Source organism: Actibacterium sp. D185-2 (assembly GCF_054954595.1).
This window is the reverse complement of the sequence record NZ_JBPWNX010000020.1, coordinates 1-19,072: the sequence shown is the minus strand read 5'-3', so window position 1 is coordinate 19,072 and position 19,072 is coordinate 1. Positions and strand designations below refer to the sequence as shown.

General features: G+C 65.4%; 15 protein-coding genes and 2 pseudogenes. 10 read left to right on the top strand and 7 right to left on the bottom strand.

Annotation, left to right across the window (positions count from 1 at the left end):
* Nucleotides 1–8 precede the first annotated feature (8 nt).
* From ACSR1C_RS18550 to ACSR1C_RS18535, 4 genes are read right to left on the bottom strand one after another with little or no spacing between them, the layout of a single operon-like run.
* Nucleotides 9–899: a glycosyltransferase family 2 protein gene (locus ACSR1C_RS18550; RefSeq protein WP_460260598.1), complete on the bottom strand. Its 891-nt coding sequence runs from the start codon at nt 897–899 to the stop codon at nt 9–11.
* Nucleotides 886–1,701 carry a CpsD/CapB family tyrosine-protein kinase gene (locus tag ACSR1C_RS18545; protein ID WP_460260597.1) on the bottom strand — a complete coding sequence of 272 codons (816 nt, stop codon included), beginning with the start codon at nt 1,699–1,701 and terminating at the stop codon, nt 886–888. The genes ACSR1C_RS18550 and ACSR1C_RS18545 overlap by 14 nt, the downstream gene beginning before the upstream one ends.
* A gap of 27 nt (nt 1,702–1,728) precedes the next feature.
* Nucleotides 1,729–3,276, bottom strand: coding sequence for a GumC family protein (locus ACSR1C_RS18540; protein ID WP_460260596.1), 1,548 nt, complete (start codon nt 3,274–3,276; stop codon nt 1,729–1,731).
* Entirely contained in the window at nt 3,276–4,112 is an 837-nt protein-coding gene (locus tag ACSR1C_RS18535) for an ExeA family protein (RefSeq protein WP_460260595.1), read from the bottom strand. The genes ACSR1C_RS18540 and ACSR1C_RS18535 overlap by 1 nt, the downstream gene beginning before the upstream one ends.
* A gap of 560 nt (nt 4,113–4,672) precedes the next feature.
* Here ACSR1C_RS18535 and ACSR1C_RS18530 point away from each other — a divergent pair.
* From ACSR1C_RS18530 to ACSR1C_RS18505, 6 genes are all read left to right on the top strand, one after another.
* Entirely contained in the window at nt 4,673–5,359 is a 687-nt protein-coding gene (locus ACSR1C_RS18530; RefSeq protein WP_460260594.1) for a sugar transferase, read from the top strand.
* A 100-nt stretch (nt 5,360–5,459) separates the two neighbouring features.
* Nucleotides 5,460–7,922 (top strand): tetratricopeptide repeat protein, encoded by a 2,463-nt coding sequence (locus ACSR1C_RS18525; RefSeq protein ID WP_460260593.1) that lies wholly within the window; start codon nt 5,460–5,462, stop codon nt 7,920–7,922.
* Nucleotides 7,923–8,041: 119 nt separating this feature from the next.
* Nucleotides 8,042–8,644: a polysaccharide biosynthesis/export family protein gene (locus ACSR1C_RS18520; protein ID WP_460260592.1), complete on the top strand. Its 603-nt coding sequence runs from the start codon at nt 8,042–8,044 to the stop codon at nt 8,642–8,644.
* Between the two features lie 25 nt (nt 8,645–8,669).
* Complete coding sequence (locus ACSR1C_RS18515) at nt 8,670–10,103, top strand: hypothetical protein (RefSeq protein WP_460260591.1); 1,434 nt, start codon at nt 8,670–8,672, stop codon at nt 10,101–10,103.
* A 52-nt stretch (nt 10,104–10,155) separates the two neighbouring features.
* The gene (xrtD, locus tag ACSR1C_RS18510; protein WP_460260590.1) at nt 10,156–11,754 is read left to right on the top strand and encodes a VPLPA-CTERM-specific exosortase XrtD; all 1,599 of its coding nucleotides are present in this window, start codon (nt 10,156–10,158) and stop codon (nt 11,752–11,754) included.
* A 110-nt stretch (nt 11,755–11,864) separates the two neighbouring features.
* The gene (locus tag ACSR1C_RS18505) at nt 11,865–12,527 is read left to right on the top strand and encodes a rhomboid family intramembrane serine protease (protein ID WP_460260589.1); all 663 of its coding nucleotides are present in this window, start codon (nt 11,865–11,867) and stop codon (nt 12,525–12,527) included.
* Here ACSR1C_RS18505 and ACSR1C_RS18500 read toward each other — a convergent pair.
* Nucleotides 12,524–13,735, bottom strand: coding sequence for a glycosyltransferase family 4 protein (locus ACSR1C_RS18500; RefSeq protein WP_460260588.1), 1,212 nt, complete (start codon nt 13,733–13,735; stop codon nt 12,524–12,526). The genes ACSR1C_RS18505 and ACSR1C_RS18500 overlap by 4 nt on opposite strands.
* A gap of 385 nt (nt 13,736–14,120) precedes the next feature.
* On the opposite strand from ACSR1C_RS18500, the gene ACSR1C_RS18495 reads away from it, so the two are divergent.
* The 3 genes and pseudogenes from ACSR1C_RS18495 to ACSR1C_RS18485 form a co-directional block, all read left to right on the top strand.
* Nucleotides 14,121–14,381 carry a spike base protein, RCAP_Rcc01079 family gene (locus ACSR1C_RS18495; RefSeq protein ID WP_460260587.1) on the top strand — a complete coding sequence of 87 codons (261 nt, stop codon included), beginning with the start codon at nt 14,121–14,123 and terminating at the stop codon, nt 14,379–14,381.
* Nucleotides 14,382–14,447: 66 nt separating this feature from the next.
* Entirely contained in the window at nt 14,448–15,062 is a 615-nt protein-coding gene (locus ACSR1C_RS18490; protein ID WP_460260586.1) for an acyltransferase, read from the top strand.
* Between the two features lie 17 nt (nt 15,063–15,079).
* Nucleotides 15,080–16,156 (top strand): annotated as a pseudogene (locus ACSR1C_RS18485) (Tn3 family transposase); the annotation flags it as partial.
* On the opposite strand, the gene ACSR1C_RS18480 reads toward ACSR1C_RS18485, so the two are convergent.
* The gene (locus ACSR1C_RS18480; RefSeq protein WP_460260585.1) at nt 16,153–16,440 is read right to left on the bottom strand and encodes a hypothetical protein; all 288 of its coding nucleotides are present in this window, start codon (nt 16,438–16,440) and stop codon (nt 16,153–16,155) included. The pseudogene ACSR1C_RS18485 and the gene ACSR1C_RS18480 sit on opposite strands and share 4 nt — an antisense overlap.
* A gap of 399 nt (nt 16,441–16,839) precedes the next feature.
* On the opposite strand from ACSR1C_RS18480, the pseudogene ACSR1C_RS18475 reads away from it, so the two are divergent.
* Nucleotides 16,840–17,409: pseudogene (locus tag ACSR1C_RS18475) on the top strand (recombinase family protein); the annotation flags it as partial.
* Between the two features lie 319 nt (nt 17,410–17,728).
* On the opposite strand, the gene ACSR1C_RS18470 reads toward ACSR1C_RS18475, so the two are convergent.
* On the bottom strand, nt 17,729–18,949 hold the full coding sequence (locus ACSR1C_RS18470; protein WP_460260584.1) for a sialate O-acetylesterase: 1,221 nt from the start codon (nt 18,947–18,949) through the stop codon (nt 17,729–17,731).
* Nucleotides 18,950–19,072 lie beyond the last annotated feature (123 nt).

Below are 19,072 nucleotides of genomic sequence, written 5' to 3'. Positions count from 1 at the left end.
ATGCGGGCTCAGACCGGCAGCCCCACCGCCTGGCGCAGCATCCAGCCTGCCCGCACCAGCCGCAGCCGCAGCAGCGTGGCCACCCCGCGCCGCCGCTCGCCCGGATCGGTCAGTTCCGGCGCCCGCCACAGCCGCGGCAGATGGGCGCCCGCGCTGGCCGCGACCGCGCCCGCCCGCAGCCCCCAGCGCACCCGGCCGGCCACCCCCACCGCATCGCGCGCGAAGGCCTCGCGCGTCAGGCGCAGCCATTTGCGCCGCAGGGCGTCCCAGTCGCTGCGCGAGGGATGCGCCACGGCCAGATCGTCGGCATAGGCGATGGAATAGCCCAGATCGCGCGCCCGCAGGCACCAGTCGCGATCCTCGGGCAGGCCGTTGCGGAACTCGCCGGTGGCGTTGAACACATCGCGCCGGGTCAGCATGTTGGCGGTGACCGAGAAGCCCTCGGCCTCGACATAATCGCGGCAGCGGAAGGCAAACACCGCCTCGAACGCCTCGGCGCCGCTGCGCGGGGCCGGGGTTTCGTCGAAGACATCGACCCGCCCGCCGACGATATCGGCCTGCTCGGCCACTCGGTGCGCCGTGGCCAGCCAGTCCGGCGCGGGCACGCAATCGGCATCCAGGAAATAAAGCCGCGGCGCGGTGGTTTCGGCCACGCCCCGGTTGCGCGCCAGGGCCGCGCCCTTGCCGGGTTCGGTGACGAAGCGGATGCCGGGATGGGCCGCCCGCACCGGGCCCAGGGGCTCGGTCGAGCCGTTGTCGACCACGACGATATCCACGCCGTCGCGGGCGCTGGCGCCGTCGGGGACCATCAGCGCGGCCAGACAGCGCGTCAGCCGCGCCACGTCGTTGTAATGCGGGATGATGACCGCCGCGCGGGGCTGCGGATCAGGAATAGCCATAATCGGCACCATTGAGGCCGTTCGCATAGTTGCAGCGGTTCAGCACCACGCCCAGCACATTGGTGATCTCGGCCACCTGACGCTCGATCACGTCGACCTGCGAAATCGGGGTGCGTTCGGCCTCGACGATGATCAGGGCGCAATCGACATTGCGCAGGAAGCCGTAAGAATCGTCGGTGGCCAGCAGCGGCGGGATGTCGAACAGCGTGATGTCGGGCGCATAAATCTCGTCCAGCGCGGTCAGCAGATCGGTCATGCGGTGACTTTGCAGCAGTTCGGACGGGTTCGAGGCGGGCATGTTGTTCAGCCCGAAGGCCAGATTGTCGCCATACCGCATCCCGTGATCGGCAAAGGAAAGCGCGCCGCCGATCACCTCGGCCATGTTGCTGTGGCATTTCTGGCCCAGCACCTGGGCTAGGCCGGGGCGGCGCAGATCCAGATCCAGCACCAGGGACTTGATGTCGTCCTGCCGGCCGAGGCAGAAGGCCAGGTTCGCCACCGTGGTGGTCTTTCCGGCGCCGGTATCGGCCGAGACCATGGCAATGCGCCGCCAGCCGTGTTGCCGCGTCTGCTGCAGGATGCGGGTGCGGAGCAGATCAAAAGACGTGGCCGCACTGTCCTTGATATGGGTGATGATGCGCTTGCTTGTCAGATGCGCGGGATCCAGGGCAATCGGGCGCAGGGCGTCCCAGGCATCGGCGGGATTGGTTTCCGGTGTCTGGGGGGACAGGCCGGCCTTTTCGGCTGTGGCCCTTTCCCGGCTGGTCCGCGCCTTCTCGATTGCAACTTGAAGTCGTTCCATCCGTTTTTCCTTTGCCGTTTTGGGGCCTCAGCCCCGGACACCCAGTTTGTTCATGACCCGGTCGGCAATCAGGTCGAGCGGTTGGTAATAGGTATGCACCGTGTAAATCGCCGCCGGAATCATCACGATAATAGCTAGCGTGGCCAGTATGACGGTGGTTCGGTGCCGAACCGTTTCGCCCCGGGTGCGCAGATATGGGATCGTCGCGATCGGCGTCACGCCAAGTTTTTTCACCAGGTCGTTCGGACGCCGTGCCGTGTTGTTCAGAAACTCCAGCAGCACGATCAGGCCAAGCCCGGCGGCTATGCCCAGGAAGACGCCGCCGCCCGCAATCAGCATCCGGTTGGGTTTGGTGGGGCGATTCGGGGCGACCGGCTGTTCGACCACTGTCACCTGTTCGCCGCGCGACAGCAATTCGATCCGCTCGCCGGTGGAGGCAGTGGCCAGCCGGTCGGTAGCGGTGTTGTACTGGGCCTGGGTATTGGCATAGTCGCGTTCCATCGCGGCCAGGGCGATCACATTCGCCGGGGTGCGGGCAATCGAATCCTCCAGCGTGGCGAGGCGCGCCTCAAGGGTGGTGTGCTGTTCGGTAAGGGTCTGGATCTGGGTGTCGATCTCGGCCAGTTGCAGTTCCAGCATCGCGGCTGCCGGATCGTTGGTGCCGGTATCATCCGCCACCTGCCCCGCCTGGCCGGCCAGCATGGTTTCCTTGAACTGCGCAACCCGCGACTGCAGCAGCTTCACCCGGGGGTTCTCGGGGGAGTAGATCAGAAGGGCCTGGGCCAGTTCGTGTTCCAGCCTGTCGAGGTTGATTTCCTCGGGGCTGCGGGCCTCGGGCGAGACGCCGGTAACCCGGCCGGTTGCCTCGAAGACCTGGGTCAGCCGGTCGCGCTGTTTTTTCAGGCCGGCGATATCGCGTTCGATTTGGGCCAGGCGTTCTTGCACGGTGGCCTGCTGGCTGAGATGGTAGTTGAGGTTTTCCGGCAGGGCATCGGCGTTTTGATTCTGGAAGGCAAGAATTGCGGCGCTCTGGCGTTCCAGCTCATCGCCGAGCCGGTCGACCTCCTGTTCGAAAAACTCGTGGGTCTGGGCGGCGCGCCGGTTTCGCATCTGGCTGTCTTCCTGCAAGATCAGCGTCAGATATTCGTTCAGCACCGCCGCGGCGGTCTGGGCGCGGGACGCCTCGAAGCTCAGCGTCATCTGCATTGTTTCATTGCGCCCGCCCGAGCGGCGGATCGTGGTGCGGGCGCGCATCGCGTTGACGATGTCGTCGGCGGGCATCACCTCCTGCCCGTCGAGAACGTTCTGCCGCTTGGCGATATCCAGCAGGTTGGCGCGGGTCAGCAGCCGGGTCTCGAAAATCTGCAACCGTTCCTGGGGGGCCATCCGGACCGTGGATTCGGCCAGTTCGCCGGGGATCTGCGAGGATTCGAGGATCAGCCGGACCTGGCTGACATAGGCCGGGGGCAGGGTCATCGCCACAGTGATCGCCACGCCGGAAATCAGGCCGGCGACAATCAGGAACCAGTGAAACCGGCGCAGGAAGATCGACAGATAATAGCGGGCGTCAGACATCAGACAGTTTCCTTTGCATCAAGGCCGGCGCCGAAGAAGACGCCATCGGCCAGAACCTCCTGCACGACCTCGCCAGTGACCTTGCGCGTCTCTCTGCTCCAGGCGTAGAGCATGGAGAAATCGCACAGCTGATTGACCAGCCGTGGCACGCCGCCGGTCACGTCGTAAATTTTCGCCAGCGCCTCGGGGGTGAATTCTGTGCCGCTGCCGCCGGCGATGCGCAGCCGGTGCGCGACATAGGCCGCCACGGTTTCGGCATCCATTGCCGAAAGGTGAAAGCTGGCCGCGATGCGCTGCGCCAACTGGCGCATTCCGGGCTGGCGCACGATGTCGCGCAGCTCGGGCTGGCCGACCAGGATCAACTGGATCAGCTCGTCCTTGTTGGCGTTGATATTGGTCAGCATCCTGATTTCCTCGAGCCCCTCGACCGACAGGTTCTGCGCCTCGTCGATGATCAGGATCACCCGGCGGCCTTCGGCATATTCGCTGACCAGGAAATCCTGCAGCTTCTGGAACATCTGCACATAGCTTTCCGTCGCGGCCACGGTGACGGAAAAGGCGTTGAGCACCCATTGCATCAGCTCGCCCCGCCCGCCCTGGGCGTTCGAGATCAGCCCGACGGTCAGGTCGTCCTCGATCCGGGTCAGCAGCGCCTGCAGCAGCGTGGTCTTGCCGGCGCCGATCTCGCCGGTGACCATGGTGATCGGCGCGCGCGACAGGATGCCGAATTCGAGCACGGAAAAGGCGCTTTTGTGCTGTTTCGACCAATACAGGAAACCGGGGTCGGGCAGGAGCGTGAAGGGTCGCTCTGACAGGCCGAAGAAGTCTGAATACATGGTTTCCGCCGTCATCAGATCACCAGTTCTGCCCCATGCCCTGCATAGGGGCGGGCACCCCCAGCATAAAGGCTGACCTGCACGGAGGGATTAAAAATCTGCCTGTGTGGCGCGAAGGTGCGGGCAAAGCGGTGATGCTGTGCTTGAAACAGGCGCAATGTGTACGACTCCCGCCTCCCGCAGGGACGCACCCCCGGGGCGTTGATTCTGAACCTGTTCCGGAGGATGCCATAAACAATTTGCCTTTTTTTCCAGAAATAGCCGTTTTTTTGACACATTGTATTGGCAGCAAGCTGCGTTGCAGCATTCCACACTCTATAAAAAGCCGTTTTTTTTCAATTGATTGCGGCAGTGCGGCGCGAAGTTCAATGAAATATTCCATTTACTTGGACATAAGTAAAGCCTTACAAAAGGCACAATGATTGATCGGCTTCACCCCATGTTTGCCACATTTGAAACGGGGCAAGGGGCGGCGTCTGGGACACTTGGATCGCAATAAAGTTTGAATAAGACCGCAAGTATGTACGACAGAACTGCCCAATTTCCGGAAAGTACTGCTCATGACCATTTCTATTCGCGCCATAAGTGCAGCCGCCTCTGACAGAGAGCGTAATTCCATTCTGATCGCGCCGGAAGGCAAGCGGTTCTATGCGGGCGGGGGGAAGCGGGCCCTCGACATCGTCTTCGTGCTTCTCACGGGCGCCATCGCCCTGCCGCTGGTGGCGTTGATGATGTTCCTGGTCTCGCTGGACGGGCATTCGCCGATCTACCGGCAGCGCCGGATCGGCCGCGGCGGGCGGATCTACGATATTCTGAAAATCCGCACCATGGTGCCCGATGCCGAGGCCCGGCTGGCCGCGCATCTGGACGCCGATCCGGCCGCCAAGGCCGAATGGGACAGCCTGCAGAAGCTGCGCCAGGATCCCCGCATCACCCGGGTCGGACAGTTCTTGCGCAAATCCTCGCTCGACGAGCTGCCGCAGCTGTGGAACGTGCTGATCGGCGACATGAGCCTGGTCGGTCCGCGCCCGATGATGGAAACGCAGCGCGCGCTTTATCCGGGCCAGGAATATTACCGCATGCGCCCCGGGATCACCGGGCTGTGGCAGGTGTCGGACCGCAACCGCTCCACCTTTGCCGACCGGGCCGAATTCGACGCCGCGTATCATGCGCAGCTCAGCTTCGGGGCGGATCTGCGGATCCTGTGGCAGACCTTCGCGGTGGTGCTGCGCGGGACGGGGTGCTGAGCGGCGATGCTTTGCCGCCGCCAGAGGAGAGGGCGCAGACAGGCCTCCTTGCCGCGGCTATGCTGTATCCAATCGCCGTGCAGAACCGGGAAGTGAAGTTTTGAAGCGTTTTATTTTCGTTGCCATCCTCGTGCTGGGGCTTGCGGCTTGCGAGTCTTCCGAGGAACGGGCGCAAAAGCATTACGAGGCGGCCGTGGCCCTGCTGCAGGACGGCGATACCGCCCGCGGGCTGGTGGAATTGCGTAACGTCTTCAAGCTGAACGGTCAGCATCGCGAGGCCCGGCTACTCTATGCGCAGACGCAGTTCGAACTGGGCAATTCCAGCGAAGCCTATGGTCAGTACCTGCGGCTGGTGGAGCAATATCCCGACGATCCCGAGGGCAACCGGGCGCTGGCCGAACTGGCGTTGTCGGCGGGCAACTGGGAGGATGCGCGCCGCTATACCGACGCCGCCCTAGCGCTGACGCCGGAAGATCAGACTGTGCAGGCGATCCGGATCGCGCTGGATTTCCGCGCCGCGGCCGAGGCGGGCGACACCGCCGCCCAGGCCATGCTGTCGGACCAGGCGCGCGCGCTTTTGCAGAAAGACTCCGGGCTTTTCGCGGCCCGGGATGTCGTGGTGGGCGCGCTGCTGGCGGAAGGTGACTGGCAGGAGGCCCTAGCCGAGATCGACGCCGGGCTTGCGATCGGTCCGGGATCCCGCGGGCTCTATGGGCTGCGCCTTGGCGTGCTCGACAAGCTGGGCGATACGGACGGCATCACGGCGCAACTCCGGCTCATGGCCGGACTGTTCCCCCAGGATGCCGAGATCAGCGCAACCCTGGTGCGCTGGTATGTGTCGCAGGGGCAGATCGACGAGGCCGAGGCCTGGTTGCGCGACCGGATCGACCCCGCCGCGGCGGATCCGACGCCGCGCCTGACCCTGGTGCGGTTCCTGTCTGAATTGCGCGATGCCCCCTCTGCGCGGGCCGAACTGGTCCGGAGCCTGACGCTGGACCCGCTACCGAACGATGTGGCCGCCAATCTTGCCACCTTCCGGTCGCTTCACGCCGGGTTCACGTTCGAGATCGGCGATCACGACCGGGCGATCGCCGAAATGGAAGATATTCTGCAAGGCGCCGATCCTTCCGAGGAGATCGACAGGATCAAGGTTTCCCTGGCGCAGATGTATGCGGTCGGCGGCAATCAGGTCGGTGCCAGGGCGCTGATCGAGGCGGTGCTGGAACATGACCCCACCCAGATCGGCGCGCTGAAGCTGAAGGCGGGCTGGCTGATCGACGACGACCGGACCGGCGATGCGATCCTGACGCTGCGCACCGCGCTCAGTGTCGCGCCGCGTGACCCGGACCTGATGACGCTGATGGCCCGCGCCCATGAGCGCGAGGGCAACCGGGAACTGATGGGCGAGATGCTGTCGCTGGCGGTGGACGCCTCGGGCCGCGCCCCGGTGGAATCGCTGCGCTATGCGCGTTTTCTGGTGGCGGACGGGCAGTACCGCACGGCCGAGAACATCCTGATCGAGGCGCTGCGCCTGGCCCCCGGCGATGTGTCCTTGCTGTCGCTTCTGGGCAATGCCCATCTGGGGATGGAAGACTGGCCGCGGGTCGATCAGGACATCGCCCGGCTGCGCGAGATTGGCACCGGCCAGAGCATCGCCGCGGCCAATGAGCTGCAGGCGCAGGTCTTTGCCGTGCAGCGCCGGACCGGCGATCTGGTGGCGTTCCTTGAAGAGATCGCCGGGGACAGCGAGGGCGAGGCGGCCCTGGCCGCCGCCGCCGCGGTGATCCGAAGCCATATCCTGGCGGGCCAGGTCGATGCGGCGCTGGAGCGGTCCGCAGAGCTTCTGGCTGCCCGGCCGGAGGCCGCGGGCGTGCGCTTCATCCGGGCTTCGGTTCTGGCCCTGGCCGGGCGCGAACCCGAGGCCGAGGCGATGCTGCAGATGCTGGTGGCCGAGACCCCGACGCTGGAAGCGGCCTGGACCACGCTTTATGGCATTTTGGTGCGCCGCGACGATCTGGCCGGGGCCGTGGCCGTACTGGATGCGGCGCAGGCGGCGCTGCCGGACAGCACCAACCTCAAATGGATACGTGCCGGATTTCTGGAACGTCAGGGGGATCTGGAAGGGGCGATCGCGATCTACGAGACGCTTTATGCCGAAAACAGCGCCCTGCCGGTGGTCGCCAACAATCTGGCCAGCCTGCTGTCCACCGCGCGCAGCGATGCCGAAAGCCTGGAACGCGCCTATAAAGTGGCGCGCCGGTTGCGCGGCAGCGACGTGCCGCCGTTTCAGGACACCTATGGCTGGATCGTCTTTCGCCGCGGCGCCCCCGAAGAGGCGCTGCCCTATCTCGAAGCCGCGGCCGAAAAGCTGCCGGGGGACCCCGGGGTGCAATACCATCTGGGCCGGGTCTATACCGCCCTTGGCCGCAATACGGAGGCGCAGGCGCAGTTCGCGAAGGCGGCCGAGGTCCTCGTCCTTCAGCCTCACCCGCAGCTTGAGGCCGATATCGCCGCAGCCTTGCAAAACCTGGCCGGGGCGCCGGAGGACGGGCAGGGGGGCTGACGCGCGGCATTCCTGCGTCAGTCCGGTTTTTTTATTGGCGCCGGTGTCGCGGCACTTGGCCACGCATGCGAAGGGTGGGTAAGGTTTTGACAACGCGGAACAGTTCCAGGAATTTTTCGATGATCAGAACATTTATTGGTCTGGTGGCCGCCCTTCTGATGGCCAGCATCTGGGGGGCGCCCGGTGCCGCCCAGTCCAGCTACGGTATTCGTGCCGGCGACCAGGTGCAGGTTGAGGTGCTGGAGGATCCGAGCCTGAACCGCAGCGTCCTTGTGCTGCCCGACGGGACATTCAGTTTCCCGATGGTGGGCACGATCAGGGCCGGCGGGCGCAGCATCGAGGATGTGCGCACCGCACTGACCGCGGGGCTTACGCCAAGTTTCGCCGCCCCGCCCAATGTCTTCGTTTCGGTGGCCAGTTTGGCGGAGCGGTCCCCGCAGGCGGTTCCCGAAGCGCTTTTGATCATGGTTTATGCGATGGGCGAGGTGCAAAACCCCGGCCAGATAGAGGCCGAGCCGGGCCTCACCCTGTTGCAGGCGCTGGCCCAGGCCGGGGGCTTTACCAAATTCGCCGCCACCCGCCGGGTGGAACTGCGCCGGGTCGAGGGCCAGCGCGAGCGGATCTATCGCTTCGATTACAAGAAGGGCGGCGGGATCTCCGGCGCGACGATGCTGCAGCAAGGCGACGTGATCGTGGTGCCCGAACGCGGGTTGTTCGAATAAAACCCGGCTGCATGGAGGCAGGAACATGCTCTGGCGTGCGACGGTGTTAAGAGGGTGGGTTCGCCTTGCCGGGCTGATGTGCCTGGCTGCCGGGGGCACCCTGGCGCAGGGGGCGTCGGATGCCGATCTGGGGCCGGGCGGGCTGAAGCTGACCTTCGGGGTCGAAAGCACGCTGCGGGCCGATGACAATTACGGGCTCGACCCGGAGTCCCCCGGCGACACGGTCCTGTTCGACAACACCCTGAGCTTCGGCCTGTTGTCCGAGACCCAGGCCGCCCGTCTGGCCTTCGACCTCTCCGGTGTGCTGCGTTATGCCGATCTGCCGGGGCAGGGTGGCAGCAGCGGGTTCGAGGATCCCGCGGCCCGGCTGCTCTATCGCCGCGAGAGCGCGACCAGCCGCATCGAATTTTCGGGCAACTGGCGGCGCAGCGATCTCGATTTCATCGACCCGCTCCGGGATCCGGTCCTGATCGAGGACCCGGATGCGCCGGGTGAGGTGAGCCTGGCGACCGAGACCGGGACCCGCACGGCGTCCTCTTATGGCGTCACCTGGGAGACCGGCCTTGGCGGGCCGCTGGGGCTGACCGTGTCGGTGCGGCACCGGGAGCTGGACTATAAGGACACGACCGACCCGGATTACTATGACAACGAGACCGACCGCCTGTCCGCCGCGCTGCGGCTGCGGCTGTCGCCGGTCACCGAAGGGATATTCACCCTGCAGGCAGAAGAATACAGCGCGCAGAATACCGAGCAGACCGACCGCAGCAGCCGGCACCTGCGTTTTGATCTGACGCATGAGCTGGACAAGACCACGCAGGTCACTGCGGCTGTGGGCTACAGCCGGATCGAAGCCGACGAGTTTCTGTCCGGGCTGCGCGATTCCGAAGTGGACGAGGGGGCCATCCTCGGGCTGGGGGTGCGCCGCGATCTGCCCGGCGGCCGCGTGTCCGTTACCTATGACCGCGGCGTCACCACCACGGGCGCGCGGGATACGCTGCGTCTGGGCCGGGAGATCGCGCTGCCGCGCGGCGCGCTCTCTTTCGACGCCGGGGCCAGCCGGGGGGGCGCGGGGGATACCGAACTGGTGGCCCGTGCGGCGCTGACCCGCGAGATGCCGCGCGGCATGCTGGAGATGTCGCTTGGCCGGGATGTCCGGACCAATGACGACGAAGAGGACGTTCTGTCGACCAAGCTGGCCCTGGGCTGGACACATGCCCTGAACACCGGCACATCGCTGTCGCTGGACATGGATTTCGCCCGGTCCGAGGATGGCGGCGCGGGGGGGGCCGAGACGACCGACCGCACCAGCCTGCGCCTGGCCTGGAACCGGGACCTGACCCGCGAGGTGACCTTGTCGGCGGGCTATGAGCACCGCCGCCTGAACGAAGAGGATACGCCCGAGGCCAGGTCGAACGCGGTGTTCCTGGTGCTGCGGCGGGATTTCGGGATCCGGCCCTGACCGGGGCCGTCGGCGGTGAGTGCGGCAAACTGATATTTTCGGAAACGGGACAATGTACGAGATCGGGAAAAACCAGCCTTACGGAATGGCGCGCGCGCTTCAGGGGCGCGCCGGCCTGATCTGGTTCGCGGCCCTGATCGCGGCCTGTCTGCCGGTGTTCTGGATCGGGTTCGTATCGCTTGCCCGGGCCTGGGCGACGCCGGAATACAGCCACGGGCCGCTGATCCCGCTGATCTCGCTTTACCTGTTCCTGCGCGAGTTGCGCCGCGCCCCGCCGCCCGCGCCCGGGGTCACCGACCGCTGGCCGGGGGGCGGCGTGGTTGCCCTGGGGCTTTTGGTGGCGGTGTTCGGCAATCTGACCCATATCCCCGACATCGTCACCTATGCCTTCATCCTGTGGCTGGCGGGGGTGGTGCTGACGGTGTTCGGCTGGGCCCGCGGCATCACCCATATGTTGCCGGTCTTCCATCTGGTGTTCATGCTGCCGCTGCCGCAATTCGTCTATTGGAAGCTGACGGTCTTCTTGCAGGGCGTGTCGTCGGAACTGGGTGTGTGGTTCGTGCGGCTGGCGGGCGTGCCGGTCTTTCTGGAAGGCAACGTGATCGATCTGGGGGTCTACAAGCTGCAGGTGGCCGAGGCCTGTTCGGGGCTGCGCTATCTGTTTCCGATCCTCAGCTTCTCATATCTGTTCGCGATCCTCTATCGCGGCCCGCTGTGGCACAAGGCGCTGCTGCTGCTGGCGGCCGCGCCGCTGACGGTGCTGATGAATTCGGTCCGCATCGGGGTGATCGGGGTGCTGGTCAACAGTTACGGGATCGAACAGGCCGAAGGATTTTTGCATTTCTTCGAGGGCTGGGTGATTTTCCTGCTCTGTGTGGCGATCCTGTTCCTGATGGCGATGGGGCTGCAGCGGCTGACCCGCGAGCCGAAAACCCTGTCCGAGGTGATCGACCTCGATTTTCAGGGCTTCGGCGCGATCCTGGGACGGCTGCGGGGGCTGCGGGCCAGTGCCGGTCTGGCCGCGATCGTGCTGTTAACCCTGGCCGCGTCGGTGGCCTGGGTTGTGGGGCCGGGGGCCAAGATCGTGCCGGTGCCGCGCGAGCCCTTCGCGCTTTACCCGATGCGGTTCGACGCCTGGGCCGGATCCACCGTGACGCTTGAGTCCGAGGTCGAGCAGGTACTGGCGGCGGATGACTATCTCAACGCCATCTATGCCGCGCCGGGGGAACGGGCGCCGGTCAATCTGTTCGTTGCCTTCTATGCCAAGCAGACCGAGGGGCAGGGCATCCATTCGCCCGAGGTCTGCCTGCCAGTCGGCGGCTGGGAAATCTTCAGCCTGGCGCCGTATCGCGTGAACCTGCCCGGCACCGCCTATGGCGATTTCATGGTGAACCGCGCGGTGATCCAGAAGGGCCTGTCGAAACAGCTGGTCTATTACTGGTTCGAACAGCGCGGCCGGCGGATGACGAACGATTTCAAGGCCAAGGCCAGCGTGGTGGCGGACAGCCTGACGCGCGGCCGCACCGACGGGGCGCTGGTGCGCTATGTTACCCCGATCGCCGCAGGCGAGACCGAGGCCGAGGCCGAGGCGCGGCTGATGTGGTTTCTGGAGCGCAGCCTTGCGCCCCTGCCGCGGTTCGTGCCGTTCTGAATGTCCGGCAGGGGCTGGCCCGGGCGCCGGGGCAATTCTTCTTGTGCCGGACAGCATGGCGGGGCAAGGCTCGGCGGGGACGGACGGGCGGTGGCAAGAGGGGACATCGGGTGAGCAACAGCGCAGAAGGACGGCGGCCCGCGGCGGTTCTGGTGGGGATTTGCGTGCTGTGCGTGCTGCCTGAACTGGGGCTTCAGGGGGCCGATCTGGGGCTTTGGGGCAGTGCCGGCTGGCGCGCCCTGGCCTATCAGAACGGCGCCTTCTGGCCCGGCCTGCTGGGCAACTGGCGCCCCAACTATGCCGGGCAGCCGGTGCTGATGTTCCTGAGTTACGGGTTCCTGCATGGCGGGCTGTGGCATCTGGTGCTTAACATGATGACCCTGTTTTCGCTTGGGGTGCCGCTGGTGCTGCGGCTGGGCCAGGTACGGTTCCTGGCGCTTTACCTGATCGCGACCCTGGGCGGGGCGGCGGGGTTCGGGCTGCTGTTTCCCGGCGCGCAGCCGATGGTCGGGGCCTCGGGGGCGCTGTTCGGTCTGGCCGGTGCGCTGATCGGGCGCGACACCGCCGACCGCCTGGCCGCGGGGCAGGGCGCGCGCCAGGTGCTGGGCGCCATGGGCTGGCCGATGCTGGGGCTGATCGGGCTGAACCTGCTGATGTACTGGGCGATGGCCGGGCGGCTGGCCTGGCAGACCCATCTGGGCGGGTTCATTGCCGGCTGGGCCGCCGCGGCGCTGCTGGACCGCAGGCGGACGGGTGCCGACACCGCCGCCTAGCCGGCAAACACCCGGTCATAGGCCGCCAGAAGATGCGGCACCGAATGATCCCACGACAGCGCGTCGAACACCCGCGCCCGGCCGATCCGGCCCATCGCGCGCCCCTTTTCAGGGTTTTCGATCAGTTCGGCGAGTTTCGCTGCGAAATCGGCCGGATCGTTGGCCCTGGCATAAAGCGAGGCTTCCCCGGCCGAGGCGCGCCCTTCGGTCAGGTCGAACTGCACCACCGGTTTTTCCAGCGTCATGTATTCCATGACCTTGTTCATGGTGGAAATGTCGTTCATCGCGTTCTTCGGATCCGGCGCCACGCCGATATCGCAGGAATTCAGCGCCACCAGAAGATCCTCGCCATAAAGCGGGCCGGTGAAGGTGAAATGCGCCTCCAGCCCGCGCGCGGTCACGTCCTTCTGGACCTCGGGCAGATGCGGGCCGAAGCCGACGATCAGTGCGTGCAGGCTGTCATGGCCCTTGCGGCGCACCAGATCCTCGACCGCCTGCACCAGCAGATCCATGCCTTCCTGCTGGCCGATCACGCCGACATAGCCCAGCACGGTCTGCGCGCCCTTGCGCATCGCGGGGTCGGCGGGGCGGATCTCGAATTTCTCGACCTTGGGGGCCGAGCGGACAACGAAGACATCCTCGGGCTTCATCCTGCCGCGGGCGATCGCGATGCGCTTGAAGCTTTCGTTGGTGGCGATCGAGGTGCGGGCGGTGGCGAAGGTCATCCGCTCCCAGATCAGCATGATCCGGTAGAGCAGGCCCTTGCGCCCGAACTTGGCCTCGAACAGCTCGGGGCAGACATCGTGATGGTCGAACAGATAGCGCACGCCGGACAGCCTGTAGCGCAGCGCCAGCAGGAAGATCAGATCGGGCGGGTTGCAGCCATGGATCACGTCGAAGCCGCGCTCGCGCTTCACCTTCCGCGCCAGGCGGAACATGTGCCACAGCGCCAGCCCGTATTCCTGCGCATAGGCGACCGCGCCGGAATGGGCCTCGGGCGGTTCGGGATAGCGGTAGATGTGGATGCCGTCGATTTCCTCGTACAGCTTGTCCCAGCCGCGCCCGGTCGGGCAGATCACCGAGACCTGATAGCCATGCGCGGTCAGCGTCGTCGCCTCGAGCCAGACCCGGCGATCAAGCGGGACCGGCAGGTTTTCGACCACGATCAGCACGCGGCGGGGGGCGGCGGCAGGTGCGGGGCCAGTCATGCCCCGACCTTTCTGCGCGTGCGAAAAATTCTGGGGGCGCGGGTTGGGCGATATGTATCACCGTTCGGGAAAAAAGAATGAAAATCGCTATTTCTCAATGGACATACCCTGTTTCCGGACGGAATCCGCCGGTTCATGTGCTGCGGTCATGGTTTTCTGCAAATGCAAGAAATGGCTGTTCAAGATAGGTTTACCATGGTCGGTCCCCGCGCATCTGTCCAGAGAGCGGTGCCCGTCGGCGGTTTGTTTTTCCGGCCTGCGGAGCGTCCCTGGCCTGTGATTCCGGGGGATGCTCAGCGCACGGTGGCGCAACGATGCGTCAAGGCGGCTCTGGCATCAGTGGGCAAGGGCCAATGCCCGGTACATCCCCATGAAGGAGGTCCCCATGGATACGTTCTCGAGCCAGAGCAGCAGCCTGACGGCGCCTGTTCGCGACGCGGCAGCCGTCACTCCCAGCGATGCGGCCGCGCTTCCGGTTTTGTCGCGTGCGCTTTATGTGGGCGCGGGCGGCGATCTGGCGGTGGTCACCGCGGGCGGGCAAAGCGTGGTTTTCACCGGCGTGCCCGCCGGCAGCCTGTTGCCGGTGCGCGCGGCGCGGGTTCTGGCGACGGGCACCTCGGCCGGGGCGATCCTGGCGCTGTGGTAAAGGGGGTGCGGCGGCGGGGCAGACAGGCTATTCTTGCCGGGCCGCCAGCAGCCCGGAGTGTGCCCCATGCCCCCCACCGCCCCGCCCGCCCACAAGGCGCGCCTGTCAAAAGGCGGCAAGCTGATGCGGCTGATCCTGTCGGCGCTGGATCCGCGCGCCTGGATCCACGCGGTTCGGCTGGTCAACTACTATAATCATACCCATGTGGTCCCGCGCCGGAAGCTCAGGTTTGGCCCCGGGGCGCAGATCAGCCCGAACGCGGCCTTTTCCAACCCCGAACGGATTCAGGCCGGCCGCGGCCTGAGCCTGGGCGCGCGCTGCACGCTCTGGGCCGGGCCGTCGCGCGGGCGCATCATCCTGGGGGATGACGTTCTGTTCGGCCCCGAGGTGATGGTGACCGCGGCCAATTACCGGTTCAACGATGGCCAACCGGTAACGAAACAGGCGATGGACGAGGCCGACGTGGTGATCGGAAACGATGTCTGGATCGGCACCCGCGCGGTGATCCTGCCCGGCGCGGTGATCGGCGACGGTGCGGTTATCGGGGCGGGCGCGGTGGTGACCGGCGCGATCCCGGCGATGGCGATCGCGGTGGGGATGCCCGCCCGCGTGGTGGGCCAGCGGCGCCTGCCGGGGCAGGGGCCGGAAACGCCGCAGCCTGATCCGGCCCCCGCCGGCTAAGGGTCTGATGCCGGAGGCTCGCCGAGGGGCTGAACCTCGGCCTCAGCAAAATGGCAGGGGCCACAAACACGCACGACTTCTTCCGACTCTCCCGCCTGTCGCGGTGGCATGTCGAGCGCGAGGCGATGGCGCGCGCCCTGGCCATGGTGATCGAAAGGCAGTCGGTGTTGCCGATTGCGCACTTCTGGGGCACCGGGCAGACCGCGTCGAGCGACGGGCAATTCTTCCCGACAACGCGTCAGGGCGAGGCGATGAACCTGATCAACGCCAAGTACGGCCATGAACCCGGGCTGAAGGCCTACACCCACGTCTCCGACCAGTTCGGGCCATTCGCCACACAGACCATCCCGGCCACCGTGAACGAAGCGCCCTATATCCTTGACGGCCTGCTGATGACCGATGCCGGTCAGAAGATCCGCGAGCAATATGCCGACACCGGCGGCTTCACCGACCATGTCTTCGCCGTCACCGCGCTGTTGGGATTCCAGTTTATACCCCGCATCCGCGACCTGCCATCCAAGCGTCTCTACCTCTTCGATCCAGCCGCTTGCCCGAAAGAGCTTAAGGGGCTGATCGGCGGCAAGGTCAGGCAACCCCTCATCGCCGCGAACTGGCCCGACATCCTTCGCAGCGTGGCGACCATGGCGTCAGGGGCGATGCCACCGAGCCAGCTCCTGCGGAAGTTCGCATCCTATCCCAGACAGCATGAGCTGGCGGTCGCGTTGCGGGAAATCAGACGGGTCGAACGGACGCTCTTCATCATCGACTGGCTGCTCGATGCCGACATGCAGCGACGCGCCCAGATCGGCCTGAACAAGGGCGAGGCCCATCATGCCCTGAAGAACGCCCTCCGGATCGGCCGCCAGGGCGAAATCCGGGATCGTACCTCCGAGGGCCAGCACTTCCGCATAGCCGGGCTGAACCTCCTCGCCGCGATCGTCATCTACTGGAACACAAAGCATCTTGGCCTCGCCGTCGCCAGCCGCCGCCGCGAAGGCCTCGACGTCTCACCCAACCTTCTGGCGCATATCTCGCCCCTCGGATGGGCACATATCCTGCTCACTGGCGAGTACAGATGGCCGAAAAGGGCTTAGCGTAGGATTCTGCCCCCTCCGGCATCAGACCCCTTGTTGCCGACCCGGTTGAGCGCGGCGCCGAGGCTGCGCAATTCGTCGCACATCTCGTAGTCGGGCAGGAAGACACCTTCGGCCGCCAGCATCAGGCGGCGCATGGCATCCGAGCGGTGCGCAATCCCGCGCCGCGACAGCGCCGCGTCGAACCGGCGCAGGTCGTCGTCCGAGACCCGGATCCCCACAACCCGCGATCGGCTGCCGTTCGCTGTCTGACGCTCACCCCAGTGGTTCCCGATCCCTCGCAATCCGGGTCTTGCGCGGAGCCCTGCGGCCGTCGCGCGGCAAAAGCGCGGTGACTGCGCCGTTCTCGTCACGCAACCGGCGGATCAGCCTGTAAGCCCAACGTTCGGAAATTTGCAGATCAATCGCTGCAACGCGAACAAGATGCTCTGGTGCTTCAGAGCGCCGCAAGCGGTCGAAGCAAAACCGCTCGCTCCTCGGCCTTCTGCCATACGTCTTTCGGAACTGTTTCCAGATCCACGACCGATCCTGCCTCCTGCAACGCGCTGAACCGTTCTCTGACGATCTTGCAACGCACTGAACTGTTTGGCGATCAGTATTGAAGTCTTTTGTGACAGCCGCATGTCAATGAAAACAGCGGGCAGAGCTGAACCAATTTGTGAAAAACGACATCCAAGGCCGACGGCAGCCAGTCGCTCGATCTGCAAAGAGACGCCTTGATCTCTGCGGGCGTCATCAAGGATCAGATCTACTCCGACCGGGCGTCCGGGAAGAAAGACGAGCGTCCTGGCCTTGAAGCCTGTCTAAAAGCTCTCCGGGACGGCGACGTGCTGGTGACCTGGAAACTTGATCGCATGGGGCGCAGCCTGCACCATCTGGTGAAGACGGTCGCAGGCTTGTCCGAGCGCGGCGTCGGCCTGAAGGTGCTGACCGGCCAGGGCGCGCAGATCGACACGACCACCGCGCATGGGCGGCTCTCTTTCGGCATCTTCGCCTCCCTCGCCGAATTCGAAAGCGAACTTATCCGGGCACGGACCATGGCCGGGCTCGCAGCGGCCCGGGGGCGGAAGGGTGGCCGCAAGTTCGCGCTGACCAAAGCCCAAGTGCGCATGGCACAGGCCGCGATGGCGAACCGCGACACCTCCGTTTCGGAGCTGTGCAAAGAACTGAAGATCAGGCCGGTGACGCTCTTTCGGTATGTCGATCCCGAGGGGAACCTGCGCGAGCACGGGAAACGGTTGCTGGGCGCTTAGCGTAGGATTTCACACTCTCCCGCAAACGACCCCTATCTCGCCCCTCGGATGGGCACATATCCTGCTCACTGGCGAGTACAGATGGCCGAAAAGGGCTTAGCGTAGGATTCTGCCCCCTCCGGCATCAGACCCCAGCTAGGGTCTGCCCGAAATCGATTTCCAGATGCGCCCTGATCTTGACGACCCCAGAGGCGGAGGTCAGACATGGCATGTCCTGGTCCGGCCGATTTCGAACGGCGGCTTGTCGCGCCGTTTTACCCAGCAGGCCGCGCGGGATGGCGGGGCTGCTCGTCGCGCGCCGCCTTTATGCGCCCGCGTCCTAGGCCACCGCGATGCCGCGCGCGGCCAGGGCGGTTTTCACCTCGGTATAGATGGTTTGCAACTGGTCATGGCGCAGCCGCCCGTCATAGACGGCGAAATAGGCGCAATCCACGCCCACCGTGTAGGCGCCGTTGTCATACGCCACATCGCCGATCCCGGGGTTCACTGCGAACAGGGCGCGGTCGGTTGCCTGAACCCCGTCCAGGGTCAGAACATCGTCGCGGCCCACTCCCCAGACCGCAATGTCGCCGGGATCGTCGGCACCGCCGGCCGCATCCGTCATGGCAATGAAGCTGAGCACCCAGTCCGTGGTATTTGCAGTGCCCCAAGGCATGTTTTCGTTGGCCATCGGCTTGGCCTTGGCGTTGGCGTAAATGGTTCCGCTGATATTCAGCGCGGCATAGCCCGCCGTCGTGCCATAGGGGGCAAGATTGCCGTAAAGTATCGTGTTGCTGCCCGCGTTCCGAAGCCGCAAGACAGTCACCAAACTCTGCTTCGGGGTATCCGCGACCGGCCCTTCGAGGCCTGCCAGCCGGCCCGCCGTGGACAGATAGCCCGCACTGTGCGACGGGGCCGCGCCGACCGGTGTTAACACCTGACCGGATACGGTATCTTCCATGGCGGTGTTGTCGTCGCCCAGAAGCCATTCGCCCAGTTTGGCGGCATCCACCTCGTTGCCGTATTTCGTGCCGGCGCTGCCGTCATTGGCGGCGGCCACGGCGATGGCGTCATAAAAACGCCCACCCAGCACCCGATAGCTGGCGGCGTTGAAATGCCACTCGTCGGTCTTGACCATCCCGTCAGAGGACACGACGGCGGTGTGCGGCTGAAGATAGGGCACCCGGTTGGTGAACTGGTTGATCCGTGCGCCGGCCTGCACATCGCGATGGATTTGCCCGAGCACCCAGGGGGTGGTGCTGCCGATGCCGTCGATATCGGCCCGGGCCTGCGCGATCATGGTGTTCAGCGCGGCCTCATATCCGGTCCAGTAGGGCACATCATGTTCGCCCTGCAGCCAGCAGACCGCACTGATCGGCCAGTCGGGATGCGCCGCGGTGAAGGCATTGGCGCGCGCGACCATGTAATCGTACCGCGCGTCGCCGGGGTTCCAGTGGTTGGTTCCGAATGCCGTTGATCCCTGCGCGCAGGGAATGAAGATAATCTGCCGGTCGGGGGCGGCGGCCCGGATCGCGTCGGACAGGGTGATGGAAAAGCCCATCTTGGCCCCATCGGAAGGTTTCTTCGTAGAACCACGCTAAGGAAGAACGAAGCCTGAACATGGCTTACAGCGTGGCATTTCTGATCGCCTTGTAAGCTGTTGATCTGCCTATGCCGAGGTGTT